This window comes from Streptococcus sp. SO4 (genome assembly GCF_030440055.1).
Lineage (GTDB): Bacteria > Bacillota > Bacilli > Lactobacillales > Streptococcaceae > Streptococcus > Streptococcus nidrosiense.
In genome coordinates, this window is record NZ_JAQFJI010000002.1 from 156,628 (window position 1) to 182,561 (window position 25,934).

Consider the following 25,934-nt stretch of genomic DNA (forward strand, 5'->3'; position numbering starts at 1 on the left):
GTTATCGAAGACGAAGGTTTTACCTTTCAAACAAGTTACTTCAAGCCCTGCAATTTCTCTAATACAACCTTATATACATCCGTTAAACTGCCTAAATCTCTACGGAAAACATCCTTATCCATATGGTGCCCTTCCGCATCCCAAAGACGGCAGTTGTCTGGTGAAAATTCATCTGCCAAGATAATCTTACCGTCCTTATCAAAACCAAATTCCAATTTAAAGTCAATCAAACGCAGACCAATTTGTGCAAACCAATCTTTCAACAATTCATTGATATGACGTGTTTCTTCCTTGATATAAGCAATTTGCTCATCATTGGCAATATCCAAGAACTTCACATGCTCATCATTGATGAATGGATCATCCAAATCATCGTTCTTGTAGTAAAATTCAACGATTGGAGTTTCCAAATCCAAACCTTCTTCAACGCCAAAACGTTTTGAGAAAGAACCTGCAGTCACGTTACGAAGAACAACCTCCAAAGGAATGATTGTCACTTTCTTGTTGAGTTGTTCTGTGTCAGAAATACGTTCGATAAAGTGTGTCGCCACACCAGCAGCATTCAATTTTTCAAAAATAAGAGACGAAATCTGATTATTCAGCACACCTTTACCCTCAATGGTCTCTTTGCGAGCTCCATTCAGCATGGTTGCCTGGTCCTTGTAGACCGACTTAATCACATTTTCGTCTTCTGTAATATAGATATCTTTAGCTTTTCCCGTATAAATAAGTTTACTGGACATTTTCTTGTTCGCCTTTCGTATTACTTTACATCATTCTAACACAACAGACACTAAAAATCAAATATTTCACGAACTATATTTGATATCATATCTGAAAAAGTACAGAAAAATCGCAAATGATTTTTCATTTGCGATTTTCTAAGATTGATTTGAGTTAAAATGAGAACTTTATTCTTGTTTCAAAAAACGATCAAGATAGTAGCGTAAAAAACTCTTCCTACCTGTAATCATAGTCAAACGACCTTCAAGTCCATAACGAAGTTTTTCTGCTTGTTCAGCATTCAAATCCGTCTCTGCCTCTAATTTAAAGAAATTGCCCTTTTCTGTCTGAGTCGCACTGGTATCGATATTCGTAATCTTGGAGGTCAATACTAGCTGCTTATTGGCATCCGTTACCGTTGTAAATCGTACCTCATTTCCATGCTTGAGACCAGCCACTTCCTTAGAACTGATATAAGCTGTTAGTTTTGCTTTTCTCTCTATAGCCAACTGCGGAAAAAGGTGAGCGAGGATAGTTCCTTCTGGAATGATGGTAGATCGACTATGCTCAGGATTCAAATGTAGAACACCATCTTCTGTTGCTGTAATTTTCCCCTTGTCTAAAAGATTTCCTTGAATCTTTTTCCCTGACTCCGCTTCAAGAATTTTCTGATCCAAGAGCGTTAATTCCTGGCCTACCTTGGCTAGTTGCTGAGATTTTAATGACTCCAACTGACTTCCCAAGCCAGATGCATAAGCTTGCTGGGCTCCTGAACCTGCATACTGTACTCGATAACCTGCAAGAGTTGACTCCAACTGAGTGATTTGAGCATCTAGCTGAGATAAGGCCTGCTGTTTGGTTTCCGATCCTTGCTCCTTTGTCGACTGATAAATAGAATAAGCTGGATGATCACTCTCTAAGTGTCCATCACCCTGAATAGCAGACTTGGCTTGCTGATATTCTTTAATTTTGGACTGGGTTTCACCGATGAGATTGCCTAACTCTGCCTGACTACCACTAGCTGCTGCATTTTGAGATGATATACTAGCATTTTGTTGCTCAACCTGACTTCGCAGACTAGCAGCTTGATTTAGATAATCTAAAAAACTATGCTGATAGCCAAATTTATCTGCTTCAGGAAATTGATCACTTCCTGCTTGAAGGCTTGCTTTTAAATACTCCAGTTGAACCTTCTGATCCTTGAGCATTTCCAACTGACTAGCATAATTTTCTGCCTGAACTGCTTCTGCTCCCTCTTGGTATTGAACGAGAAGATCCCCTTGCTTGACAAACTTATTTTCAGCCAAATGATTCGCCACAATCTTACTATTACTACTAGACTGAATGGTGGCAATGATACGAGCAGGTTCTACCGTAGCTCCAGCTGTCAAGCTTATCTCCTTTTGTGCAAAGATTGAAAAAACGATCAGGAACAAAAACAAGATAAAACTTGGAAAAATCACATAACTAGAAAAATTATGGTAACGACGATTGTAAAACTCAGCACTTTCTAAAAATTCTGATTGCATCTTTTCTCCTCTCTAACTATTCACCAAGTGGGCATAGAAACCACCCTGAGCCAGTAATTCCATATGTGTACCCTCTTCGACAATCTTTCCCTGATCCAAAACGACAACCTTCTCTGTCCGCTCAGCAATGGTTAAGCGGTGGGCGATGAAGATCAAGGTCTTATCCAAAGCCATCAGATTATCGACAATTCGCTTCTCGGTCAAAATATCCAGACTGCTGGTCGCCTCATCCAAGATCAAGGCAGGCGCATCGGTCAAGAGAGCACGCGCCAGAGCGATTCTCTGACGTTGCCCACCTGAAATCCCTGCTCCATCCGAAGTCAATTCTGTCTGGTAATTCAGTGGCATGCGCTCAATATCCTCCCGAATCTCTGCCAACTCCACTGCTCTCAAGATATCCTCCTGGGTCGTCCCCTCCTTAGCTCCAAGGAGAAGATTCTCCAAAATCGTCCCATTGAAAACATAGGGCTGCTGAGGCAGGTAGTTGATATACTGGCGCAGAGCCTTTTTATCAATCTGATTGAGATTGACGCCACCCAGACTAATCTCCCCCTGACTTGGATCGTAAAAATTAACCATCATCTTAGCCAAGGTCGTCTTACCCGATCCTGAAATTCCCACAAAAGCCACTTTAGAGCCTTGTGGAATAGTCAGATTGATGTCCAACAAGACATCTCGACCATAACCATATTTGTAGTGAACCTGCTTGAAAGTCATATCTCCTTCTAGCAAGCTCAAATCTGAGACTGTTTTCTTTTCCTCAAACTCAGATGCAACCAGATAAACTTCATTGAGACGGTTATTGGCAACCTGCGCTGTCTGAAGCTTGGTTTGCAGATTGATGATATTCTCCAAAGGATTTGTAAAATAAACAAGCAAGGTATTATAGGTGATCAACTGGCCCAAACTCATCCTATTATCCATGACTAGGAGAGCCCCCATCCAGAGAATTCCAACATTGAGCAAGAGCTGGGCAAGCTTTTTCAGAGCCTTTTGCTGACTTTCTGCCCGACTATAGGCAAAAGATTTTTTCAGATAATCCACAAATTCCTTGTCAATCTTTTGATAACGGGAGCTTTCACTAGTCAAGGATTTTATCGTCTCAATGCCATTGATATCCTCAATGATAGAAGAAGACAGAACCGCATTAGCTTCCATGGTATCCCGATTCATCTTTTCAAATGGCTTCATAAAAGCAAAGATAATCACTGTGTAGATAGGAAGAGCTAGTAAACTCATGAAAAAAAGATTGCTATTCTGCGAAAATAGAACTACTGAAATAATCAAGACAGTAGATACATCCAAAAAAATTGACAGAATAGTCGAAGCCAGCGCATCAATGATACTATTTGCATCCGTGAAACGAGACACGATTTCCCCTGTCCGTCGTGTCGCAAAAAAGGACATGGGCAAATGAAACACGTGCTTGATATAAGACAAAATCACATCAATCGACAAGCGTTGCCCCAAAACAAGTAAAAGATATTCCTGGGCATAAGATAAGATTTGCTGAAGAACATAAACGATGACTAGCCCTATTGAGATAATGCCCAAGGTTGAACGCATCTGATCTGGTACATAAGTATCAATGATAGACTGCAGATAATAAGAACCCACAATGTTAATCAAGGTCACTAAGAAGGTCGCCAAAACGATATTAACAATCAAACCTTGCTGTTTCACTAATATAGGGATAAAAGAGAGCAGACCATTTTTTTGTTCCTTATGAGGCTTATAAGTCGGAGATGGTGCCATAAAAATAGTGATTCCTGTCCACTCCTTGGCAAAGCGTTCACGAGAAATCTTGGTCAGCTTAACACTAGGATCTGGATCAGCGATATGAATGTTGTTCTTGTCCTGCCCAGTCACCACATAATAATGGAGCAATTTCCCTTCCTTAAGCACATGAGCCACAAAAGGAAAGGTTACATCCGGCAAATCAAACAAGGTCATGTCCGCCTTTATTGCTCGCGTCTCAAAACCAATTTCCTCTGCAACCTTGACTAAGCCTAAAGCCGTAGTCCCATCCATGGTCGTCTTGGCCAACTCTCGCAAGTGAGCCAGAGAATAATAACTACCATAATAACCAAAGACCATGGCTAATGAAGCCACACCGCAGTCCATCTGGTCTACCTGAGGACGATAATGCCGTTTACTAAATTTCATATTCTACTCCTTTTCCTAACAATCTCCAAAGAAAACTTTGTAAGATTATTTTATCTAAACAAAGAAGCAAAAAGAAAATTATTTCTAAAAAAACAATAACTGCACCTGAACAGCACTTTTTCCTAAATAAAAATAGGTAGAACAAACGTCCTACCTAGAAAATATAATGATTAATATTTCTTACCTTTTTCAATTTTTTGACAATCATATACAAAACTATAACTGAAAACAAGGGTGGTACAAGATAGCTTTTTTCACTCATTGACACCTTAAAGCCTAGACTAGCAAGTACTTTAAAAAGCAAAAGATTCATCAGAAACAAGAAAAGGAATGTTAGAAAGATTTTTAAAGTCTTATTCATTTCCATCCTGATTATCTTCTTTACCTCTTATTTTCTGGATAGCATGATATTTTACCGCTATGTAAATGATTAAAAAAAGTAGGGGATAAGAGAATAAATCTGAAATTTCCATGAAATTTACACTATACTTTCCTAGCAATAGTTTATAGTCTATTAAAACTTGCATGATAGAAAGTACAATACGTACTAGTAGAAGCAGCCCTAATAATATCACTTCTTTTTTAAACATACGAATATCTTTCTAACTAAAATTAAACTACAGTTCATCAGCTTAATACCCCAACATTCCCCAAGATTGCCCTAATACTGGAGTCACAAAGTTCAAATTCATTTTATCAACCTTTATCACATTTTTCTTCACTTCTATAAAGTAAAATAAATGCCATCCCAAATAGTGAAATCGTAGGTATATCAAAATATTCAAACCATGTAGGTAGATTTATTTTGTTTACATCAGCGACTATTCTAACAATGATATAAACCATCGAACTGCAGCATACAGTAAACTCTAGCCAAGCTTTTTGTAACACTTGAACGACTCTCATCTCAAACTCCAATATGATGGTCCATCAATTTTCAATCTTACTTCCTCTTATTTGATACTTGTACCCTACATAAAACAGACCAAACAGAATTGGATAGTTTTCTGGATAAAACAAGGTATTGATCGGTTTTTTCAAAATCAAATACGTTGCGATATAGATAATGACTGACACGATAAAATAACCTTCAGCAAATCCTAATAAAAATGTTTTCATAGCAGACTCCTGTTTACCTGATAAGAAAGGCAGAAAAATTCCGCCATTTACATACACAAAATCCTTTTCATTCAGATTCATCATTTATAGTTTTGATTATTTTTTGACAAATCCTTGCAAAAAATCCCAAAATAGCCTGAAGCAATCAATCCAACTAAATACCATTTCCAATCAAAGTATAATAAAGAACCTGTACGAATTACATGGAGCACGAGATTGAGACCTATTGCTACTAAAGGAACTATAGTGGCTAGTTTAGGTAACAATGTATTGAGATCAGTGTTGCGATTCATAATTGATTTCCTTTTACGATTTGCCACAAATTTTTAAATTAACGCCTACTTCCCAGATGACGCCCATACATATAGGTAACGACTCCTAAAACACCCCAGGCTACTGCTGTAGAAGTAGTAACAACGATGCCTCCTTCAGTAACAGACAAATCTGCATCTGTCATGATTTCAAATTTTTCAGATAGTTTCTTCATCTTTCATATACTCCTTTTTAAATAATACTAGCTAATCCAATAGCTACTCCAGACAAAAGTCCTACTATTCCTGAAGTCGATATAATAATAGCCGCAAATTCGTTTGAAAAATTCATTGATTTCTCCATTCTTTTTTAGTTCTTATGTCATTGATAGTAACTAAAATATGATTATTCAATAGCATTTGCCACACACTAATAATAGTTCTCTTTAAACCCTGTCTTTACCTGAATCCAAATAACTCATCATCAAAATTAGCATCGGAACAAATAATTCTGTTTGGAAATATTTTTCAACATTAAAGGTGATTACATTTAAATCCCCCAATACGCAAAATATTCCAAAAATAATTAAAATTGCTCCCATTACATTTTTTAGATTTTTCATACAAGTCCACTTTTATCCAAATTTACGTTTTAAATCTTGACCAATTAATCGACCACCAAGGAAAATTGCTACTCCTGCACCAACCATGGCTATGGTAATTGATCCACCTTCTGTATTCATCAATTCTTCTTCTGTCAATTCTGTCCATTTATTTAAATTCATTTTTTCTCTCCTTATTATTACATAAAATAGCCCCAAGCAATACCACCAATTAGTAAGAGACCTCCTACAACTACAGCGGAAACTGCTCCCCCATCCACTTCCATTAGTTCTTCTTCTGTAAGAGCTACAAAGTTCTGTTCCATTTTGTCAAAGTTTGTCATTTGTTTTCTCCTTTATTTTTATATTTGTGATTTCTAACTTTTAAACCATTTTAAAAGCCAAATTGGATAAATAACTGAAATAATCATTTCTAATCTCCTTCCTCTTCTTCTCACTTATCTATTCGAGAAATCATTTTAAAATGAGTAAATAAACTTAATTTATTTAAAATACAATTTGATAAACCATGGAAGTAAAATTGGTAAATACATTGATCAGACTCCTTTCCTTTTCTTCTTACTTATCTATTCGATAAAATAATTTTAAAATAAACAGCTAAGTCAAATTTATTTTAAAAACCACTTGATCAACCATGGATAAAGACCTGTCACATACATCAGTAATCCTCCTTTTTCTTCTCACCTCTTTATTCGTAAACTCGACTATAAAACTTCAAAATCTTATCTTTTTTCGAGAAATAAAAAAACAACATGACTTGCATGTTGCTTTATGTTAGATTTTATCTTTAATGGCTTGTAATACATCTGCCACACTTTGGAGGTGATCGATTTCTTCATCACTAATTTCGATTCCAAATTCATCCTCAATGGTTAGTACGAATTCCATCAAATCTACCGAATCAGCATCTAAATCATCCTTCAAACTCAAGGCTTCTGTTACTACGAAGTCTTCCCCTTGACGTTCTTGGATAATGGTCACGACACGGTCAAAAATTTCTTTATCTGTCATATATATTATTCTCCTGAAAATTCACGCGCAGTTTGAGCAACTACGTCTGTTTCTAGCATAGTACGAATCTGACGAATCGTACTGTATACAGCCTTGGCATCACTTGAGCCATGAGTCTTAACAACCGGCGCCTTAACACCAAACAAGACTGCACCCCCAACATCTGAATAGTTGAGTTGCTTTTTCAAACCTCTAAGACTATCCTTAAGAAGAAGAGCACCTAATTTAGCTCGCAAACCGCCACCTGTAATAGCATTTTTAAGCAAGCCCATGATCCCCATGGCTGTTCCTTCGATGGATTTTAGCACAGCGTTTCCCGTGAAACCGTCTGCCACGACAACATCTGCAACACCCTCCATCAAGTCACGCGCTTCCACATTACCAATAAAATTCAAACTCTCATCAGCTGCTAGCAAGTCATAAGTTTCCTTGCGGAGTGGATCTCCCTTACTGCTCTCTGTCCCGTTATTAAGCAAACCAACTCGTGGTTTTGCAATTCCACGAACATTTTTAGCATAGAAAGAACCTAAGATGGCGTATTGATGTAAGTGATGGGCTGTGTTTTCTGCATTGGCACCGAGGTCCAGCATATCAAAACCTTTCCCATCAACTGTTGGTAAGGTTGACATAAGCCCTGGACGATCGATATTCTTGATGCGACCTACGATGAAAAATCCTGCCGCAAGCAAAGCACCTGTATTTCCTGCAGAGAGCACGGCATCAGCCTCACCATCTTTGACAGCCTTAGCAGCCAATACCATACTGGCATTTTTCTTCTTACGAATGGCTTTTGTCGGTTCATCATCCGAATCAATTTTTTCATCTGTATGGATAATGCTGACGCGTTCTGTAGCTGTTAGATATTGCTTGATTTTGCTTTCGTCTCCGTAAAGTTGAATCTCAATATCTAAAAAGTCAGCAAGGGCTTGATTAACACCCTCAACGATGGCTTGAGGTGCGTAATCGCCACCCATTGCATCTACTGCGATTTTTTTCATTTGTCTTCCTCTTTTAGTAATTGTCCCCAATCAGCTAGGGAATCAATAAATTTCTTTGATTTTAGGTGAATTCCGACGTACTCTTCATAAATTTGATCCATGAACTGACGCAATTCTTGCTTGATTTCAGACTTGAGCGAAATAGTCTCTAAAGTCTCAAAGTTAATAGCTTGAAATTGATTGAGCAGATAGGGAATGTTTGGATTCAGATGACAACGTTTCTCATCCTCATGATAATGCTCAGGACATAAGCAAGCGCCATATTTGAAAGAAAAATCAAAGGCCTGACCCACCCGATGGCAAAAAACACACTCATTAAAGTTAAGACTGATCCCAAAACGTGTCAAAATCTGAATTTCAAAAATATTGGTCAAAACTTGATAATCCAGGCCCTCTTCCATCAACTCTAAAGTCTTTTGTAGAAAAGCAAACAAGGGAGCATCCTGTTGATTGTCCTGCAAACTAGCATCTGCCAGAGCTGCCACATAGGTCGCATAGGCCATGACAAAGAGATCACTATTGATTTTTGGAAAGGTCATCACCTCATGGTAGTCTTCAATATAACTAAGCCCATCATCATTGATTCGCAAAAGAAAACGAGCCAGCACCAAAGGTTGAATAACTGGAGCCAGTTTGGATTGACCGGCATGTTTGACAAAAAACATGCGCTTACCGACCTGCTCTGTAAAAATCTTGACTAGCTTGTCATCCTCACGAAAATTACGATTGTAGAGCACCAACCCCTGACTCGTAATAGACTGAATCATGCTTCTCTCATGTACTCCTCAAGACGTTTCATAGCCTCTCTGATGGTTTCCATACTAGCCGCATAAGACAAGCGCACATAACCTTCTCCATATTGACCAAAAGCTGCACCAGGGATAAAGGCAACAGCCTTCTTCTGAGCAAAATCCTTCAGAAAAGCAAAGGAATCTTGATTGTAGCCTGTTGGAATCTTAGCAAAGATATAAAAAGCACCATCTGGTTTGATAATCTCAAAACCAAGGTCAGTCATCTTCTCGATAATGTAGTCCCGACGTTGGATATACTCCTTCTTCATCGGCTCTGCATCGTTCTTACCAGCCGTCAAAGCTTCCACCGCAGCATGTTGCGCCATGGTGTTTGCGGCAGTGACCAAGTACTGATGACTCTTGATGAGTTGAGCTGTGAAGTTTGCTGGAGCAAAGATAAAACCTAAACGCCAACCTGTCATAGCATGGGATTTGGATAGACCGTTAATGATAATGGCCTGATCTCTCAGCATTGTTCCCAAAGAGACATGATTTTCCCCTGTATAAGTTAATTCTGAGTAGACCTCATCACAGACAACGAAAACCTCATACTTACGTAAAACGTCTGCCAAAGCTTCCAACTGTTCGCGACTATAGGTAATTCCTGTAGGATTGGCTGGATAGTTGAGAATAACTGCCTTGAGCTTATCACCTTGCTCGATAATAGCTTTCTCTAGCATTTCAGGAGTTAAGACAAAACCGTTCTCAGTCGTATCAATCTCGACAATCTCTGCGCCAACTAGATTGACAATTGGTTCATAACCAGGATAGGCAGGAGCTGGCAAGAGAACCTTGTCACCCTCTTCTAAAATAGCTGTCAAAGTAGCTGATAGAGCCTCTGTCGCACCAATTGTGACCAATATTTCATTTTCAGGATTATAGTCTAGCTGGTATTTTTCTCTTACAAAATCACTAGCTGCCTGGCGCAAGGTCAACAAACCACTCATCCCTGTATAGTAGGATTGATTTTGGTCAATGGCTCGCTTAGCCGCCTCCTTGACATGGTCTGGAGTTGTGAAGTCAGGCTCTCCCAATGTCAGACGTAGAACCCCAGGAATCTCTGAAATAGCCTGGTCAAACTGACGAATCAAGGAAACTTGAATCTTATCTAATTGTTTATTAAATCGCTTGGTTAAGTCCATAGATACCCTCCTTGCTTAAAGAACATATGTCTATTATACTACAAAAGCTCTCTGACCGCAAAATCACACTAGCATAAGCAACTGATGTATGTTCATTTAAATTTATTACAACACTATGTTTTTAGAATACTCAATGAAAATCTCATGAAACTAAGAATCGAGGTTAAAGCATAACTAAAGTTAGGTAAGCCGAAGATGACAACGTATTAGGAGATTTTCGACGAGTATTGAGAAGTTGCGTAAGGAAATAAATCGGATAGGGGTCAATATAAATCAGATCACAAAAAAAGTAAACGAAGATAATCAGGCTAGTCTAAATGAATTTAGTCAGATTCTTGAATTGTAGAAACATTTGAAAGATACAGTCAGACAATTTATTCAAAAACAAGAAAATCAAACAAAGGTACAGGACAGTTGGTTGTAATAAGAATTATTGTTGATATTCTCTCTTATTTATCCTAAATTTATAACTAAGGATAAGATGATGTCGGGCGACTGGTAACAGTTTGCTTAAATGTTACTGATAATTCAGCTTCAGGTTCGGCACTACCTTCAGCTTTAGGCTGTAAAGAACCCGCTCCACCACTGGTCCTATTCGTTTCACTCTTGGAGTATATTCAAGAGTTTTTTTCTTGCAAAAAAAGTTCAAAAAATATATACTGGCTATACACGATATAGAACGGAGATATACCATGACTACATCACTTGTTAAGCAATATAATTTTAAAATCAATGAGTTAGCAATGGAACAAGCTAGAGCCATTATCAAGGAAAAAGGAATGACCATGACGGATGCTATTACTCTTTTTATAGAGCAGATTGTCCTCGAACAGGACTTGCCAATCAAGACTGCAGAAGATTTACACCGTGAACAGTTGATTGAGGAATTACAAGCTCAATCCGAACGAGCCTTAAGAGAATATGAAGCAGGAAAAGGGACTTCCCTAGACAGTATGAGGGCAAGCTATGGCTTATAAAGTAATTATTTCTGATGAAGTGAGCCAAGCTATTGACAGTATTCATGATTACATCACTACTGTTCTTTTATCACCTCAGTCTGCTAAAAATACTGTGGGTAAAATTTTAGATGGCTTAAAAAGTTTAGAAGTCTTTCCTGAGGCTGGTTTTGACGCCGATGAAAAAATTGGTGTAAAGATTAATAGTAAGTACCCTACACGAGGAAAAATTATCGGTCAGTATGTCTTACTCTACTTCATCGACCAAAAACGAAACACTGTTTTTTTATCTCACCTATTCCACATAAAAAGCGACTATGTCACTTTGCTACAAAATGGTAATAAAAAAAGCTCAACTGATTGAGACATCTTTCTTTATTTTATAAGCTCCGAAACCTTAATTTTTGGTACCGTCTTGGTTTAACAATACGCTGTATATATAATATTTTACAGCTACTTTTTCTTTAGAAACGTTGATTTAATAAGGATTTAAATATTACAGAGTATACCTTTGTAAAATACGGTTTTGCTAATCTTCGTTACAACTATTCTAGCACCATTATTGATTACTAGATCGGTAATGTCATTTCTGAGTGGATAGTCAGAAAGTGGCTAGACAAGCGCGACAAAAAATATAACCTGAGTTTAGTTTTAATATGACTAGACAAACAGAAATACCAGAGGTGGAGCTCTGGTATTTCTGTTTTTGCCAAGACTTCGTTACAGTTCTTGTACAGCTATTATCACATAAATTTGAGAAACTTGTCAAATAATTATTAAACTTTACTTTCTCTTTACTTTTCTGACAGATAAGATTATAATAAGGAGTATTTATTTTCGGAGGTTTTTATGTCATTTCTATCAAAAAATTGGGCTGGACTTTTGGTCTGTCTTATCATATCTATCATTTCTTGGATTTTAGGAGGCTTCTTGCCTGTTGTCGGGGCACCTGTCTTTGCCATCTTTATTGGCATGATTCTCCACCCATTTCTCACTTCCTATAAACAACTAGATGCTGGTTTGACTTACAGCTCCAAGAAATTGCTTCAGTATGCAGTTATCTTGCTTGGGTTTGGACTCAATATCTCTCAAGTTTTCGCAGTTGGAAAATCTTCCCTCCCAGTCATCCTCTCAACTATTTCAATTGCTTTGATTATAGCCTATCTCTTCCAGCGCTTTTTTGACCTAGATACAAAGCTAGCTACCTTGATAGGAGTTGGGTCTTCAATCTGTGGAGGTTCCGCCATTGCAGCGACTGCTCCTGTCATCCATGCCAAGGAAAAAGAAGTCGCACAAGCCATTTCTGTCATCTTTTTCTTCAATGTCTTGGCAGCTCTTATCTTCCCAACTCTAGGTTCTTGGCTCCATCTTTCCAACGAAGGTTTTGCTCTCTTTGCAGGTACTGCGGTCAATGATACTTCCTCTGTAACAGCCACTGCCAGCGCCTGGGATAGTCTTTACCAGTCCAATACTCTCGAAGCTGCCACCATTGTCAAATTGACCCGTACCCTAGCTATTATCCCTATCACTCTCTTCCTCTCTTACTGGCAAAGTCGTCAACAAGGAAACAACCAAGGGATAAAACTTAAAAAAATCTTCCCTGTTTTCATTCTCTACTTTATCCTAGCTTCTCTGCTAACGACCATCCTTACTTCCTTCGGTGTCAGCAGTCACTTCTTTGCTCCTCTCAAGCAACTCTCCAAATTTCTCATCATCATGGCCATGAGCGCTATCGGCCTCAAAACCAATCTCATTGCTATGATTAAGTCCAGCGGTAAATCCATTCTGCTTGGAGCTCTCTGCTGGATTGCCATCATCCTGACTAGTCTCGGTATGCAAACGCTCATCGGTATTTTCTAATACTCTTCGAAAATCAAATTCAAACCACGTCAACGTCGCCTTGCCGTACTCAAGTACAGCCTGCGGCTAGTTTCCTAGTTTGCTCTTTAATTTTCATTGAGTATAACACAAAAGGTAGCCCGCAAGCTACCTTTTTATTGTTCAAGAATTAAGCGTGTATGTTCTCTCTTGATGCAACGATTCATCACGATATCATCGCAACCTCCAGCACGCAAGATTTCTTCCGCTTCTAGACTTTCAAGTCCTAGTTGCGCCCAGAAAATCTTAGCATCTGCCTTGAGAAAATCACGAGCTACATCAGGCAGAAATTCACTACGACGATAGACATTGACGATATCTACAGGGAAAGGAATCTCAGCTAGACTAGCATAAGCCTTTTCTCCCAAGATTTCCCCACCTGCAGCCTTAGGGTTTACTGGAATGATTTTATAGCCACGAGCCTGCATTTCCTTTGTCACTCGATTGCTCGTTGTTTCTTCACGGTCAGACAAGCCCACTACTGCTAGAGTTTTACTGCTTGCTAGATACTGACGGATCACGCCATCACTTGGATTGATAAATTCTTGAGTCATAAAAATCCTCCTTTTTCATCAGTATAGCATATTTTGAAAGGGTTTGCAGAAAATTACTATAAAAACAAAAATCAAAAAATCCTCCCAAAATTAAACTATTTCATTTAATTTGAGGAGGATTCATAAAAATTTTATTTAAAGATTATTCTCTTGTTGGTTTATACTGAAGGCTTTCTCCATGTTGTTTGACAAAGTCACTCATCTCTGAGTCAGGAATTTGTCGAAGGTAGAGATTGGCACGAATCGTATCATCTTCTTCACGACAAGTAGAAAGAACAAGATATTTATCCTTAGCTGATACCTTAACATTTGGTTTCTTAACCTCTGCAGTATCATAAATAATATTTAGCTGTTTCTCAAAATCCGCATCATCATCAAAAGAAGTACGGTAAAAAGCTGTTTCTTCTGGCACAATAATCATGGCAACAGCTTCATAATAATACTTTCTCTCTGGAGTTTCAATGACTACATAAGGATGTGCATCAAAATATTCTTGGCGACTGAAGTAATTCACATCTTTAAACATACGATGGTCAGGCACTTTACTACCACGAGCGTGACCAAATAACCAAGTCAATCGATCGCTAAAGTCCTTCTTGTTATCGGCGTCCATAAAGACTGCCCCCATTAAAGGCTCGTTAACGCCATCAAAGCGCTTATCTAAATAAGTCGCATTATCCGTTGTTTGAACGACTGGTTCATCCAACTGTGTACCAGGAATATATACATAACCAACCGTTTCAGAGTTGGTTGCAAGCAAACCTTTAAATTTATTTGCGAGATATTCCTTTTCTTCTGCGCTAGCAGTATAGGCTTGTTTTGGAGCTTCCTGAGTAACCTTTGCATCATTTAGCTTATCTCCACTTGGAGCTAGAAAGCTCTTATAGATAAAGAAGCCTCCCAAAGCAACGATAGCTACTGCAACGATTGAAGCAATTATTTTAGTAATTGGTGATTTCTTTGTCGTAGAACGTCTACTCATCTTTTCCTCCCTCATTTTTTACCAAAAAAATCACTGAAACCAAGTTTCAGTGATTGGCTACTTTTTAAATAAAATTATTTAGCAGCGTGTGTTTTTGGAAGAGCTTTTTGACCTGCTTTAGCATTTGCGCCTGCTTTTTTAGCAGCTGCGTCTGCTTTTTTAGCTTGGTCTACAGCACCTGGTTTACCATCTTCTGGTTTAGTTGCATCTTGGTCAGCTGCTGGATCAGTTGTAGCTTGACCAGATAGACCATGTTCTTTCAAATAGCGAGCATTTTTTTGCTCTGGAGTTTCATTCAAGATGTAGTAGTTGCCTTCTTCTTTCTTAGCTGTATTCCATTTCTTTTGTAGGCTTTGAATAGCTTCATTACGAACACGTGCAACTTCTGCATCATATTTAGATTGAGCTGCTGCTACTGCATCACGGTAAGGTTTCAACAACTCATCACGGTTGTGTGCAAAGTTTTCTGGTGCATTTTCTGCTGTTGCCAATGCTGCTTTAGCTGCATCCAATTCAGCTTTATTAGCATTGATATCTTCTGAGTGAGCTGCGATATATTCGTTAACTCGTTGTGCAGTTACAAATTCAGTTTGTGAATTGTAAGCATCGCCTACTCCACCACCTGTTACTGGTTGGTCATATGCACCTGGAGTGTTAGCTCCACCGTTAATATCTGCAAAAGCTGGAGCTGCTGCTGAGAATACTGCAAGAGCTACTACTGATGACAATAAAACTTTTTTCATTGTTTTATCTCCTCTTTAAGTTTAATTTTAATTATAAGGATAATCCTTATTAACTCAAATTATATCACATATATTTAAGTTGTCAAGCTATTTCTTAAAGTATTTTTAAAATTCCTGGTAAAAAACGAGTAAAATTTATTATATTCTTAAAAAACAAGCAATATTCTCGAAAGATTAAGGAAAAAAATGGACTAAAAAACGAACAATTAGTGAAATTTTCACATTTTTCTGATCTAATTAAGAAAACTCCCAACAAGGTCTATCACTTTGTTAGGAGTTTTGTCTGATCCAACGAATTCGTTAGATTTTTTTCTCAATACTAAATAATGGAGATAGAGGACGTTTTTCATGGATACGGATGATCGCATCTGCCAAGAGATGAGCGATAGAGATTTGCTCAATCTTATCAATCAAACGTTCTTCTGGTAGGTAGATAGTATCCAAAACAACTAATTTTTTAATCGCTGATTTTTGGATATTATCCATAGCAGGCCCTGAAAGAACTGGGTGCGTACAGCTTGCGTAAACTTCGACAGCACCAGCTTCTGCAAGAGCATCCGCCGCATGGCAAATAGTTCCAGCTGTATCGATCATATCGTCAATCAAGATACAAGTTTTACCTTCAACCTTACCAATGATGTTCATCACTTCACTGGTATTCATCTTGTCTACGCTACGACGTTTGTCGATAATGGCAATTGGAGTTTTCAAAAACTCTGCTAATTTACGAGCACGAGTCACCCCACCATGGTCTGGGCTGACAACCACATAGTCAGAACCAACCATGCCACGACGCTCAAAGTAGTCTGCAATCAAAGGAGCACCCATCAAGTGATCAACAGGAATATCAAAGAATCCCTGAATCTGTGCAGCGTGCAAGTCAATCGTCAACAAACGATCCACTCCAGCCACTTCTAGCATATTTGCTACAAGTTTTGAAGTGATTGGCTCACGCGCTCTCGCCTTTCTATCCTGACGTGCATAGCCATAGTAAGGCATAACAACGTTGACAGATTCTGCACTGGCACGTTTCAAAGCATCTACCATAATCAAAATTTCTAGCAGATTGTCATTTACAGGTGAGCTAGTTGATTGTAGGATAAAGACATGTTTCCCACGGATCGATTCTTCGATATTAACTTGAATTTCTCCATCTGAAAATTGACGTACAGTCGATTTTCCCAACTCTATCCCAATCTCTTGCGCCACACGCTCTGCCAATTCTCTATTTGAAGAAAGGGCAAACAGCTTTAAATCAGAAAAAGACATGATTTCCTCCAGTATTTATGTATCACTTGTGTTTTTTCACAACATTTTTCCAACTACCATTGTAGCGCTTTTTTCTTGATTTTTCAATAAAAAATAAGACAAGAATGGACATTTATCCCCTTGTCTTGTGCTCATTTATATTCCTTATATTCAAGCTGAAATGTGACAACTTAGACATTCTATCTCATAGGAAGATAGGAATTCACAAAGGAAAAGTTAGTATACCTCTCTCATACTGCCTGTATCCACATCGTAAACAGCCCCTGAAATAACCACATCATCTGGAATCAATGGGCATTCTCGAAGTAACTGCATATCCTCACGAACACTCTCCTCAACGTCTTGAAAAGGGAGAAAATCTTGGCCCGAGACATCAACCCCTAATTCAGTTTTTAAATGTTCTTGAAACTCTTCGTTTTGAAATGTCTGAGCACCACAGTCTGTATGATGAAGAACCACAATCTCTCTTGTTCCCATTTGTTGCTGAGAAATCACGAGTGAGCGAATCATATCGTCTGTCACTCGACCGCCCGCATTCCGTAAAATGTGAGCATCTCCAAGTGCTAACCCCAAAGCTTGTGCAACGTGCAGACGTGAGTCCATACAAGTCACAATGGCTACTCTTGTTTTCGGCTTGATTGGCAGATTCAACTGCCCATGCAGGGCAACATAAGCCTGGTTGGCTTGCATAAACTGTTCAAAATACGACACGATTTCCCCCTTAAAAATTTGATAATCAAACATTTCTCCTATCTTATCATTTTTAAGAGTATTTGTCAGCTGTCAACCTCCTTATTAAAAAACCAGGACAGAGACATCCAGCTTCTAGCTTGGGTTTCTGCCCTAGTTTTTTTATTATTATGAACCTTTTTGGATATACTTGTTAAGAGAGCCTGCAAAGCTTTGAAGATTGAGACTTTGTACATAGACCTCACCGGTACCTCGGAAGGTATTCACCACTCCTTCGCCTGTACCAATAGACTGCCAGAAGCCATTTTCTAAGTGGATATGATAGTCCAAAGATTGACTCCAAGCTACCACATGGGCATTGTCGATAGTTATTTCTTGGTTTTGTAGCTCAATTTTCTTAATAGAGCCAAAAGCATTGGCCAAAAGAGTTCCCTGGCCTTGGGTAGTCATCACAAAGAGACCACCTTGACCTCCGAAAAGTGCTTTCCCAATAGATTGGTGCTCCATTGTATAAAAAGCCGTCCCATCAAGAGCCAGAAAAGCCCCATCATTCAATCGATACTGCTTTTCACCTAGTTCAAGAGCAATCACTTGACCAGGAGTATCTGGTGCTAAAGCAAGATGTCCGTTGTCAGACTCTGCAATAGCTTGAGTAATGAAGGTACTTTCACCAGAAACCATAGAACGTCCTACAGCTTTGACAAAACGCCCCAAACCAGAACCACTCGCATTAAGTTGGGTATTGAGGCTGACATTAGGTGTGTGGTAAACCATGCTACCGCGCTGGATAAAGACTGTTTCTCCTTGGTTGAGCGATAACTCTACCAAAGGAAATTGCATTTGACTATCCATAGAAAATTTCATCAGAAATTCCTCCTTGTTTTTAATAAATATTGGCTATAAAGTGTTTAGCAATCTAAAACTGAGTAAGACTATTAGGAAAATACTTTTTTCAAGACTTCTCCGATAGTCGTCACTCCAATCACCTGAATTTCCTTAGGTGGCTTAATACCTGTCAAGGAATTCTTAGGTACATAGATTTTTGTAAATCCAAGTTTAGCAGCTTCATTGATGCGTTGCTCGATACGATTTACACGCCGAATTTCTCCAGTCAAACCTAATTCTCCTACAAAACATTCCTGAGGATTGGTTGGCTTGTCCTTATAACTCGAAGCTATAGCAACCGCAACTGCCAAATCAATAGCAGGCTCATCCAATTTGACACCACCAGCAGATTTGAGATAAGCATCCTGATTTTGGAGAAGCAAACCTGCCCGTTTCTCCAAAACAGCCATAATCAAGCTAGCACGATTGAAATCAAGGCCTGTTGTAGTCCTCTTGGCATTTCCAAACATAGTTGGTGTTACCAAGGCCTGCACTTCTGCTAAAATCGGACGCGTCCCTTCCATGGTCACCACGATGGACGAACCCGTTGCTCCATCTAAACGTTCTTCTAGGAAAACTTGACTAGGATTGAGCACCTCAACCAAGCCACCTGATTGCATCTCAAAAATCCCAATTTCATTTGTCGAGCCAAAACGGTTTTTGACTGCTCTCAAGATTCGGAAGGTATGGTGGCGCTCCCCTTCAAAGTAAAGCACCGTATCCACCATATGCTCCAACATCCGAGGCCCAGCCAAGGTTCCTTCCTTGGTCACATGCCCGACAATAAAGATGGCAATGTTATTAGTCTTAGCCAACTGCATGAGTTCTGCAGTCACCTCACGCACCTGAGACACAGATCCTTGCACTCCTGAAATCTCAGGAGACATGATGGTCTGGATAGAGTCGATGATGAGGAAGTCTGGTTGGATGCGCTCCACCTCTGCGCGAACACTCTGCATATTGGTCTCTGCATAGAGATAAAATTCGCTATCAATATCACCTAAACGCTCTGCTCGTAGCTTGATTTGCTGAGCAGACTCCTCCCCACTGACATAGAGAACTGTCCCCACTTGAGACAGCTGGGTTGAGACTTGTAAGAGCAGGGTTGATTTCCCAATCCCAGGATCCCCACCTATAAGGACAAGACTTCCTGGTACCACACCTCCACCAAGAACTCGGTTGAACTCCTCCATCTCAGTCTTGGTTCGATTGACATTGACGGAGGTCACTTCAGCCAGTTTCATAGGTTTAGTTTTCTCACCTGTCAAGGACACACGCGCATTCTTGACCTCTGTAACCTCAACTTCCTCAACAAAAGAAGACCAAGACCCACAGTTTGGACAACGTCCTAGATATTTAGGGGAATTATACCCACAATTTTGACATATAAATGTCGCTTTTTTCTTTGCGATGATTCTAATCCTTTCATTTTAAAATCTCTTATTAATTTTCCAAATCAGTAACTATTTCTTTTCAGAACAATCAGTCCACCATCATCCGCATGGACATAATACTCCCCATCAGAACTAAATCCAAAAATATAGGGTAAATAACCTTTATAAATTTGAGTCCTAGTTTCTTTATTCTCTTCCCAATAAATGGTTAAAATCGGATATTCTTCAGATTGGTCTTTATCCATTGTCACTCGGATGTCTTTACCATTATACAAAGGAAGGATTCCACCATATTGTCCAGCGATAGGGATAGGAGAGTCATAACCATCACACATAGCTACTAACTCTATCTCATCGTAATCCCCATCTATTGGAGTGACTTGACCTTTTTCACTATCGATGATGGACATATATTCTGAAGAAATGCAAAGGATTTTTTGATAGTCTACTGGAAGAAAAGCCAAGTAAAGAAAACCTCCAATACTAATCTCATACACCTTCTTATACCCTTGACAATTTTCTGCGGTAAAAGCTTGAAAATCCTTATAGCTCATTTCATTGTGCTTCTTTCTATATCTCTATCTCACACTCAATCACTTGGCAAAAATCAATCTTCTCATTTGGCACAAACTGGCGCATGAGCATTCCGTGAGTTACAATGATAATAGTTTTATAATTTTTATATTTTTCCAAAGCTCTTAAAAAACGATGACGCATCTCTAGATCAGTTTCATAGCGATAAGGAGAATCTTCAGATAAACCTCCTTGATGTTTTAGATAATATTCATGAGCTACCAATACACTAGTTAAATCAGAGTTAGTGCCATCTAAGTCTGGACGCCACTCATGAAAAAACGGCTCCACAAATAAGTCCAATCCTGTTTCAACTGCTATATAATGTGCTGTTTCTAAAGCCCTCGTCACAGACGATGAAATAATAATCTCTGCCTTTCCAAAACATGCAGTTTTAGCAACTTCTTTTGCCAGACTGCGACCTTTTCCTGTCAATGGTGCTAAATCACGACCAAAACCACTATAGAGTTGCGGATTTTCAAGTTTATCAAGCATACTATAATCTGGCTCCCCATGACGTACAAAGATAATCTTCATCTTATTGCCCAGTTGACCCAAATCCACCAGTCCGAACGCCATCTGCCGCATCGCCATCCGCAATCAAAAATGGAGCAAAAACAGCCTGAACCACACGTTCCCCAACTTCAAGAATCACTTCTTGGTCAGTAATGTTTTTCATCTGTGCAAAGATATGTCCTTCATTTCCTGGGTTACCATAATAATCTCCATCAATGACACCCACAGAGTTAATCAAAACCAAACCCTTCTTACGAGGGTTTGAAGAACGATCATAGAGGTAGAGAACCTCAGTCGGTTGCATATAGGCCTTAACCCCTGTTGGAACAAGGACAATCTCTCCTGGAGCAATAACTGTACGTTCTGCAACTTTTAGATCGTAACCAGCTGCATGTGCTGTCTCACGCTTGGGTAGCAAATTTTCATCTGTAAAACTAGAAACTAATTCAAAACCACGAATTTTCATATTTTCCCTCTTTTTAAATCTTATATTCTAGGCTATTTTATCTTATTTATTCGAAAAAAGCACGAAAAATCTTCTATATAAAATAAAGAAAAGTGTCCTATCAAAAAGCAAACAATAAAATCATACAAAAAATTTAAAGATATTTAAAATGTCACTTATTTTCCCTTTTATTAACAAACTCATTCCTTTTTAGCCATACTTAAACTATTTTCTTTAAAGCACGAAAAAAGAGCACACAATTCACTTCGCTTAGGGCTGCTGGATTCCTCCCCTGACCCGCTTCACGCAGAACTGTTGCTCCATTAGTTATTATACCACATTCCCAAAGATTTTAAAAGAGAAATTATTTTTTCCGTCGATTTCTAAAAAATTCCTGCATAATGCTAGCACAGTCACTCTCTAAAATCCCCGTCTCAACATCCACACGATGATTAAGACGCTCGTCTGTCAAAATATCATACAGACTTCCAGCTGCACCAAATTTCTGATTTTTAGCCCCATAGACTACCTTTGGGATACGGGCAAGCCCAATCGCCCCGCTGCACATCACACAAGGCTCAATGGTCACAAAAAGTGTGCAGTCCAACAAACGCCAGCTCTCTTCCCTCAGATTCGCATTCTCGATGGCCATAATCTCTGCATGCATAACCGCACGTTGCAACTCCTCGCGGGCATTGTGGCCCCGACCAATGATTTCTCCATCCTTGACAATTACGCAACCTATTGGGATTTCATCATGCTCTAAAGCAATCTCCGCCTCCTTTAAGGCCTCTCTCATAAATGCTTTTTTTTCTTCAACTGTATAATCCATAGCTTCTCTCTTTTCTCGCCTATCAATTCTATCATTATAGCATGTTTTCCTAGACAAAAAAAGAGCTCTGTAATATTTGCAGTAACTAACTTTTCTATAGATAGTAATCTATCTCTGGATTGTAGAAATAAAGTTTTAAAAAGAGTATAATAGTAGCAAAATTTAGAGAAACACTAGAAATCATGAACTGAGAGTAATGGGGACAACTGATACAGAATGTCCAGATCTGTCGGAAGATTTTTAACTATAAGTCTCCAAGAGATGATTATCCTGAGATTTAAATAATAAACAAGATGAAAGAGTAAATAATGAAATTAGAGTTTTTACAGGATGAACCAAAACTTACCTTGATGTTTCCATATAAAGATACATTTAATAGAGTAGGAGGGCCATCCATAATATCTTTATCTGTTATGATTCTCTGGATTCTAAAGTACCTGATGGCTTATAATACTGATTTTGCAGACAAGATTGTTATGGCGGTAGCGCTGATTTATGTGCCCCTCCTTATATGGTTTTTGGGCTATTCTCTCTTCATAAATGGAGTAAAATTAGAAGTTTATAAAAACAATATTGTCCAGTATTATACCTATAGCAATAGAGGCCACAGCGTATTACATTATCAATTTAAACTTCAAGATATTGAACAACTAACCATTAAAAGGCGTCCCTTTAACTGTGTAAAGTTAAGCATAAAAATTAGAAATCCTATTTTTTTAGAAGGACATGAAAAAAAACTAAATAAGCTAGTCAGAGTCAGTATCATCACAGACAAACTAAAAGCAGATGCTTTTATGCACGAAATGAAGCAATTTCAAAGTGATAAATCAGATAATCAAGTAAGCTGATTCAGAAAAAATTCAAGTTTGTCTAACTTACAAATTCTCAAGAAAATAGTTCACTGAAGAGGCTGGGATCAGAAATCCCAACCTCATTTTTTCTTAGTTATGCGCCTTTGATGTGATGGCAAATTAAACGATTTGTTGGTATTTGAGAATTCAAAAAGCTTCTTTTACCGAAACTTCTTTTCTCCAACTAATCTACCAAAAGGTTGAAAACTCGTAGATCTGGGGCTACCAAATCGAAACTTAATCTAAAAACTTAATGCCCAATGTTTTTTCTTCATATGATACTTTCAAGAAGACACCCAGATAGGACTTAAAAAATGACAAAAAAAGCCACCGAATGCGGTGACTTTATAGGGAGATTATTATGAAAAAGAAAAGTTTAGGATATTTGTTACAACAAGTTAGGAGGTCTTCTTGTAACTGTTTATAGTGTAGCTGAACTATCTTAAACAAATCTTAAAAAATCTCTTATGACCAAACACTTTCTAAAATATTTGTTTGTTCACGACCAGGACCTACTGAGAAAGTAGAGATACGAACGCCAACCAATTCGCTAACACGACGAACATAGTTACGTGCATTTTCAGGAAGATCTTCCAAAGTACGTACTCCAGTGATATCTTCTGACCAACCTGGCAATTCTTCGTAGATAGGTTTACAACGTTTCAATTGTTCAAGACTAGCTGGATAGTAGTCAATGCGTTGACCGTCAAGATCATAAGCAACACAGATTTTAACTGTATCCAAACCACTCAAAACATCGATAGAGTTCAAAGATAAATTTGTAATGCCAGAAACACGGCGACTATGACGCATCACAACTGAGTCAAACCAACCTACACGACGTGGACGACCTGTTGTAGTACCATACTCATGACCTACTTCACGAATACGTTCTCCCACTTCATCAAACAATTCAGTTGGGAATGGACCATCACCAACACGACTTGTGTAAGCTTTACATACACCTACAACCTTGTCAATCTTGCTTGGACCAACACCTGAACCGATCGTCACACCACCAGCAACAGGGTTTGAAGAAGTAACAAACGGATAAGTTCCTTGGTCAATATCTAACATGACCCCTTGTGCACCTTCAAAAAGAACACGTTTGCCATTATCAAGTGCATCATTCAAGATAACAGAAGTATCTGTTACATATTGCTTGATTTGTTGGCCATACTCATAATATTCTTCAAAAATATCATCAAATGAAATAGGTTCGCTATCATACAATTTTACAAATTGACGATTTTTCTCAGCAAGATTGCGTTCTAAACGTTCACGGAAAATCTCTTTATCCAAAAGATCTGCAATACGGATTCCAACACGAGCAGCCTTATCCATATAAGCTGGTCCGATACCCTTGATAGTAGTACCAATTTTATTTTCACCCTTAGCTTCTTCTTGCAAACGGTCTAATTCGATGTGGTACGGCAAAATAACATGCGCACGATCAGAAATACGTAGATTATCTGTTGTAACACCTTCATCATGAAGATAGCTCAACTCTTTCACAAGTGACTTAGGATTTACAACCATCCCATTCCCAATGACAGAAATTTTTTCAGGGAAGAAAATTCCAGAAGGAATCAAGTGCAACTTAAATTTCTTTCCATCAATCACAATTGTGTGACCAGCATTATCACCACCTTGGTAACGTGCAATCACTTCTGCATTAGCTGAGAGGAAGTCTGTAATCTTCCCTTTACCTTCATCACCCCACTGGGTACCTACAACAACAACTGAAGTCATAATCTTGTCTGAGCCCTTAGGCTCTTCCTTTCTCACATACATGGCAGGAATCTCACCTGCAATTATATCTTACAATTTATTATAATAAAGATTCTCAATTTTTTCAAGACCAAAGACCAGAAACATTAGGGAATTAGAGAAAATTAGAAAATTAATATTAAAAAAATATTGTAAATTTATATTATGAAAAGAGAAAACTATAAAATCGTTCGGAAATATGAAAATTATAAATTATCCCCCAACACAGTCATTTGAAATTAATAGCTGTTCAATGTACAAACGGTAGCAAGATCTATAGTGGTAAGAAAATAAAGGATGCATAATATCAAGATTGTACCGAACTAAATAATAGAGTAAAAATCGAAGATGAAAAACTTCCCATTCTAAATCATTATCTACTAAATAACTATATTCTTTTTCAATAACATCATAAAAATCAAGATATTGTTCATAAATCTGTTCAATCATTTTATTTAACTCCATTTCTATTGATAAAATGAGTATAACAAAAAAATAGAAGAACCTGGGAAGATACTTCTATCATGTACTATTGTGAATAGTAAAATTAATAACAGTTAAAGAAAATTGACAGAACAGATATATAATAATACATTTCAAAATAAAAAAGAGCTATAGGAAAAATTATTGTAGAAAATATGGGAGCTAACTTAATTGAAAAAGAAACATAAGAACTAAAAAACAACCCCACACAATCCATTAAAGAATTACTTATAAGACCTATTAAAAAGACTTAAAATAAAACACTCAAATCTAACAAACTTATAAAAAATATTAAATATTAATAAAGAGCTAAATAAAAAAAGGATCAAGATGACCCCTGAAAGATAAATAAAAAAACGTTCCTTAGAACGTTTACTTACTCCGCCAGTAGGACTCGAACCTACGACATCATGATTAACAGTCATGCGCTACTACCAACTGAGCTATGGCGGATTAAAGCTAAGCGACTTCCTTATCTCACAGGGGGCAACCCCCAACTACTTCCGGCGTTCTAGGGCTTAACTTCTGTGTTCGGCATGGGTACAGGTGTATCTCCTAGGCTATCGTCACTTAACTTTGAGTAATACCTACTCAAAATTGAATATCTTTCAAATTTCACTTAAAATAATCACGCTTCGTATTCTCAGTTACTTTGGATAAGTCCTCGAGCTATTAGTATTAGTCCGCTACATGTGTCGCCACACTTCCACTTCTAACCTATCTACCTGATCATCTCTCAGGGCTCTTACTGATATAAAAT

34 protein-coding genes, 1 tRNA gene, 2 rRNA genes and 1 other RNA gene are annotated in these 25,934 nt (G+C 38.2%); 5 read left to right on the forward strand and 33 right to left on the reverse strand.

The features are described from left to right. Nucleotides 1-35 precede the first annotated feature (35 nt). From purC to PCY08_RS02020, 16 genes are all read right to left on the reverse strand, one after another. Entirely contained in the window at nucleotides 36-743 is a 708-nt protein-coding gene (gene purC, locus PCY08_RS01945; RefSeq protein ID WP_301559253.1) for a phosphoribosylaminoimidazolesuccinocarboxamide synthase, read from the reverse strand. A gap of 168 nt (nucleotides 744-911) precedes the next feature. After that, nucleotides 912-2,252 (reverse strand): bacteriocin secretion accessory protein, encoded by a 1,341-nt coding sequence (locus tag PCY08_RS01950; RefSeq protein WP_301559254.1) that lies wholly within the window; start codon nucleotides 2,250-2,252, stop codon nucleotides 912-914. Nucleotides 2,253-2,264: 12 nt separating this feature from the next. Next, nucleotides 2,265-4,418, reverse strand: coding sequence for a peptide cleavage/export ABC transporter ComA (gene comA / locus PCY08_RS01955; protein WP_301559255.1), 2,154 nt, complete (start codon nucleotides 4,416-4,418; stop codon nucleotides 2,265-2,267). A 154-nt stretch (nucleotides 4,419-4,572) separates the two neighbouring features. Next, complete coding sequence (locus PCY08_RS01960) at nucleotides 4,573-4,779, reverse strand: hypothetical protein (RefSeq protein WP_301559270.1); 207 nt, start codon at nucleotides 4,777-4,779, stop codon at nucleotides 4,573-4,575. Further along, the gene (locus tag PCY08_RS01965) at nucleotides 4,772-5,008 is read right to left on the reverse strand and encodes a hypothetical protein (RefSeq protein WP_223140350.1); all 237 of its coding nucleotides are present in this window, start codon (nucleotides 5,006-5,008) and stop codon (nucleotides 4,772-4,774) included. The genes PCY08_RS01960 and PCY08_RS01965 overlap by 8 nt, the downstream gene beginning before the upstream one ends. A gap of 106 nt (nucleotides 5,009-5,114) precedes the next feature. Beyond that, nucleotides 5,115-5,324 carry a hypothetical protein gene (locus tag PCY08_RS01970; protein WP_049504581.1) on the reverse strand — a complete coding sequence of 70 codons (210 nt, stop codon included), beginning with the start codon at nucleotides 5,322-5,324 and terminating at the stop codon, nucleotides 5,115-5,117. Nucleotides 5,325-5,348: 24 nt separating this feature from the next. Continuing rightward, on the reverse strand, nucleotides 5,349-5,537 hold the full coding sequence (locus PCY08_RS01975; protein ID WP_301559256.1) for a hypothetical protein: 189 nt from the start codon (nucleotides 5,535-5,537) through the stop codon (nucleotides 5,349-5,351). A gap of 80 nt (nucleotides 5,538-5,617) precedes the next feature. Further along, a complete protein-coding gene (locus PCY08_RS01980) occupies nucleotides 5,618-5,830 on the reverse strand; it encodes a bacteriocin immunity protein (RefSeq protein WP_301559257.1) in 213 nt (70 codons plus the stop codon). A 38-nt stretch (nucleotides 5,831-5,868) separates the two neighbouring features. Then, nucleotides 5,869-6,024: a hypothetical protein gene (locus PCY08_RS01985; protein ID WP_190279316.1), complete on the reverse strand. Its 156-nt coding sequence runs from the start codon at nucleotides 6,022-6,024 to the stop codon at nucleotides 5,869-5,871. 210 nt (nucleotides 6,025-6,234) lie between these two features. Further along, nucleotides 6,235-6,411, reverse strand: coding sequence for a hypothetical protein (locus PCY08_RS01990; RefSeq protein ID WP_190279315.1), 177 nt, complete (start codon nucleotides 6,409-6,411; stop codon nucleotides 6,235-6,237). A 12-nt stretch (nucleotides 6,412-6,423) separates the two neighbouring features. After that, on the reverse strand, nucleotides 6,424-6,573 hold the full coding sequence (locus PCY08_RS01995) for a class IIb bacteriocin, lactobin A/cerein 7B family (RefSeq protein ID WP_060955042.1): 150 nt from the start codon (nucleotides 6,571-6,573) through the stop codon (nucleotides 6,424-6,426). A gap of 17 nt (nucleotides 6,574-6,590) precedes the next feature. Next, on the reverse strand, nucleotides 6,591-6,734 hold the full coding sequence (locus PCY08_RS02000) for a class IIb bacteriocin, lactobin A/cerein 7B family (RefSeq protein WP_060955041.1): 144 nt from the start codon (nucleotides 6,732-6,734) through the stop codon (nucleotides 6,591-6,593). Nucleotides 6,735-7,185: 451 nt separating this feature from the next. Next, nucleotides 7,186-7,422, reverse strand: coding sequence for an acyl carrier protein (locus tag PCY08_RS02005; RefSeq protein WP_075232277.1), 237 nt, complete (start codon nucleotides 7,420-7,422; stop codon nucleotides 7,186-7,188). A 5-nt stretch (nucleotides 7,423-7,427) separates the two neighbouring features. Then, a complete protein-coding gene (gene plsX, locus PCY08_RS02010; RefSeq protein WP_301559258.1) occupies nucleotides 7,428-8,420 on the reverse strand; it encodes a phosphate acyltransferase PlsX in 993 nt (330 codons plus the stop codon). After that, nucleotides 8,417-9,187 (reverse strand): DNA repair protein RecO, encoded by a 771-nt coding sequence (gene recO / locus PCY08_RS02015; RefSeq protein WP_049509320.1) that lies wholly within the window; start codon nucleotides 9,185-9,187, stop codon nucleotides 8,417-8,419. The genes plsX and recO overlap by 4 nt, the downstream gene beginning before the upstream one ends. Next, nucleotides 9,184-10,353, reverse strand: coding sequence for a pyridoxal phosphate-dependent aminotransferase (locus PCY08_RS02020; RefSeq protein WP_301559259.1), 1,170 nt, complete (start codon nucleotides 10,351-10,353; stop codon nucleotides 9,184-9,186). Before PCY08_RS02020 ends, recO begins: the two co-directional genes overlap by 4 nt. 235 nt (nucleotides 10,354-10,588) lie before the next feature. Here PCY08_RS02020 and mobC point away from each other — a divergent pair, with 235 nt between their 5' ends. The 4 genes from mobC (at nucleotide 10,589) to PCY08_RS02040 (ending at nucleotide 13,169) form a co-directional block, all read left to right on the forward strand. Continuing rightward, entirely contained in the window at nucleotides 10,589-10,699 is a 111-nt protein-coding gene (gene mobC, locus PCY08_RS02025; RefSeq protein ID WP_239681984.1) for a plasmid mobilization relaxosome protein MobC, read from the forward strand. 346 nt (nucleotides 10,700-11,045) lie between these two features. Continuing rightward, nucleotides 11,046-11,330 carry a type II toxin-antitoxin system RelB/DinJ family antitoxin gene (locus PCY08_RS02030; RefSeq protein ID WP_301559260.1) on the forward strand — a complete coding sequence of 95 codons (285 nt, stop codon included), beginning with the start codon at nucleotides 11,046-11,048 and terminating at the stop codon, nucleotides 11,328-11,330. Next, on the forward strand, nucleotides 11,320-11,673 hold the full coding sequence (locus PCY08_RS02035) for a type II toxin-antitoxin system RelE/ParE family toxin (RefSeq protein ID WP_049504560.1): 354 nt from the start codon (nucleotides 11,320-11,322) through the stop codon (nucleotides 11,671-11,673). Before PCY08_RS02030 ends, PCY08_RS02035 begins: the two co-directional genes overlap by 11 nt. A gap of 485 nt (nucleotides 11,674-12,158) precedes the next feature. Further along, on the forward strand, nucleotides 12,159-13,169 hold the full coding sequence (locus tag PCY08_RS02040) for a YeiH family protein (RefSeq protein WP_301559261.1): 1,011 nt from the start codon (nucleotides 12,159-12,161) through the stop codon (nucleotides 13,167-13,169). Between the two features lie 134 nt (nucleotides 13,170-13,303). On the opposite strand, the gene PCY08_RS02045 is transcribed toward PCY08_RS02040, so the two are convergent. From PCY08_RS02045 to tadA, 12 genes are all read right to left on the reverse strand, one after another. After that, nucleotides 13,304-13,741, reverse strand: coding sequence for a CoA-binding protein (locus PCY08_RS02045; RefSeq protein WP_223140356.1), 438 nt, complete (start codon nucleotides 13,739-13,741; stop codon nucleotides 13,304-13,306). Nucleotides 13,742-13,883: 142 nt separating this feature from the next. Further along, the gene (gene srtB / locus PCY08_RS02050; protein WP_301559262.1) at nucleotides 13,884-14,723 is read right to left on the reverse strand and encodes a class B sortase, LPKTxAVK-specific; all 840 of its coding nucleotides are present in this window, start codon (nucleotides 14,721-14,723) and stop codon (nucleotides 13,884-13,886) included. Between the two features lie 74 nt (nucleotides 14,724-14,797). Beyond that, a complete protein-coding gene (gene abpA / locus PCY08_RS02055) occupies nucleotides 14,798-15,466 on the reverse strand; it encodes an amylase-binding adhesin AbpA (RefSeq protein ID WP_301559263.1) in 669 nt (222 codons plus the stop codon). A gap of 300 nt (nucleotides 15,467-15,766) precedes the next feature. Continuing rightward, on the reverse strand, nucleotides 15,767-16,735 hold the full coding sequence (locus PCY08_RS02060) for a ribose-phosphate diphosphokinase (protein WP_000010179.1): 969 nt from the start codon (nucleotides 16,733-16,735) through the stop codon (nucleotides 15,767-15,769). A gap of 216 nt (nucleotides 16,736-16,951) precedes the next feature. Further along, entirely contained in the window at nucleotides 16,952-17,446 is a 495-nt protein-coding gene (locus tag PCY08_RS02065; protein ID WP_006147430.1) for a carbonic anhydrase, read from the reverse strand. A 147-nt stretch (nucleotides 17,447-17,593) separates the two neighbouring features. Beyond that, the gene (locus PCY08_RS02070) at nucleotides 17,594-18,289 is read right to left on the reverse strand and encodes a TIGR00266 family protein (protein WP_301559264.1); all 696 of its coding nucleotides are present in this window, start codon (nucleotides 18,287-18,289) and stop codon (nucleotides 17,594-17,596) included. A 71-nt stretch (nucleotides 18,290-18,360) separates the two neighbouring features. Next, nucleotides 18,361-19,725 carry a DNA repair protein RadA gene (gene radA / locus PCY08_RS02075; protein WP_301559271.1) on the reverse strand — a complete coding sequence of 455 codons (1,365 nt, stop codon included), beginning with the start codon at nucleotides 19,723-19,725 and terminating at the stop codon, nucleotides 18,361-18,363. Between the two features lie 41 nt (nucleotides 19,726-19,766). Next, nucleotides 19,767-20,258: a hypothetical protein gene (locus PCY08_RS02080; protein ID WP_301559265.1), complete on the reverse strand. Its 492-nt coding sequence runs from the start codon at nucleotides 20,256-20,258 to the stop codon at nucleotides 19,767-19,769. 16 nt (nucleotides 20,259-20,274) lie between these two features. Next, on the reverse strand, nucleotides 20,275-20,814 hold the full coding sequence (locus PCY08_RS02085; RefSeq protein WP_223141548.1) for a histidine phosphatase family protein: 540 nt from the start codon (nucleotides 20,812-20,814) through the stop codon (nucleotides 20,275-20,277). Nucleotide 20,815: 1 nt separating this feature from the next. Beyond that, nucleotides 20,816-21,259, reverse strand: a complete 444-nt coding sequence (locus PCY08_RS02090; RefSeq protein WP_301559266.1) for a dUTP diphosphatase — start codon at nucleotides 21,257-21,259, stop codon at nucleotides 20,816-20,818. Nucleotides 21,260-21,472: 213 nt separating this feature from the next. Continuing rightward, an RNA gene (gene ffs, locus PCY08_RS02095) (signal recognition particle sRNA small type) lies at nucleotides 21,473-21,570 on the reverse strand. A gap of 32 nt (nucleotides 21,571-21,602) precedes the next feature. Further along, entirely contained in the window at nucleotides 21,603-22,070 is a 468-nt protein-coding gene (tadA, locus tag PCY08_RS02100; RefSeq protein WP_301559267.1) for a tRNA adenosine(34) deaminase TadA, read from the reverse strand. A 308-nt stretch (nucleotides 22,071-22,378) separates the two neighbouring features. Between tadA and PCY08_RS02105 the strand changes: the two genes are divergently transcribed. Beyond that, nucleotides 22,379-22,918, forward strand: coding sequence for a hypothetical protein (locus tag PCY08_RS02105; protein ID WP_301559268.1), 540 nt, complete (start codon nucleotides 22,379-22,381; stop codon nucleotides 22,916-22,918). Between the two features lie 468 nt (nucleotides 22,919-23,386). Here the strand turns inward: PCY08_RS02105 and PCY08_RS02110 are convergent, their stop codons facing one another. From PCY08_RS02110 to PCY08_RS02130, 5 genes are all read right to left on the reverse strand, one after another. Further along, a complete protein-coding gene (locus tag PCY08_RS02110) occupies nucleotides 23,387-24,673 on the reverse strand; it encodes an adenylosuccinate synthase (protein ID WP_025171244.1) in 1,287 nt (428 codons plus the stop codon). Nucleotides 24,674-24,904: 231 nt separating this feature from the next. Continuing rightward, nucleotides 24,905-25,141 (reverse strand): sigma(X)-activator ComW, encoded by a 237-nt coding sequence (gene comW, locus PCY08_RS02115; protein ID WP_301559269.1) that lies wholly within the window; start codon nucleotides 25,139-25,141, stop codon nucleotides 24,905-24,907. A gap of 412 nt (nucleotides 25,142-25,553) precedes the next feature. Next, a tRNA-Asn gene (locus tag PCY08_RS02120) sits at nucleotides 25,554-25,627 on the reverse strand. A 5-nt stretch (nucleotides 25,628-25,632) separates the two neighbouring features. Continuing rightward, nucleotides 25,633-25,748 (reverse strand): 5S ribosomal RNA (rrf, locus tag PCY08_RS02125). A 78-nt stretch (nucleotides 25,749-25,826) separates the two neighbouring features. Beyond that, nucleotides 25,827-25,934, reverse strand: a 23S ribosomal RNA gene (locus PCY08_RS02130); the annotation flags it as partial.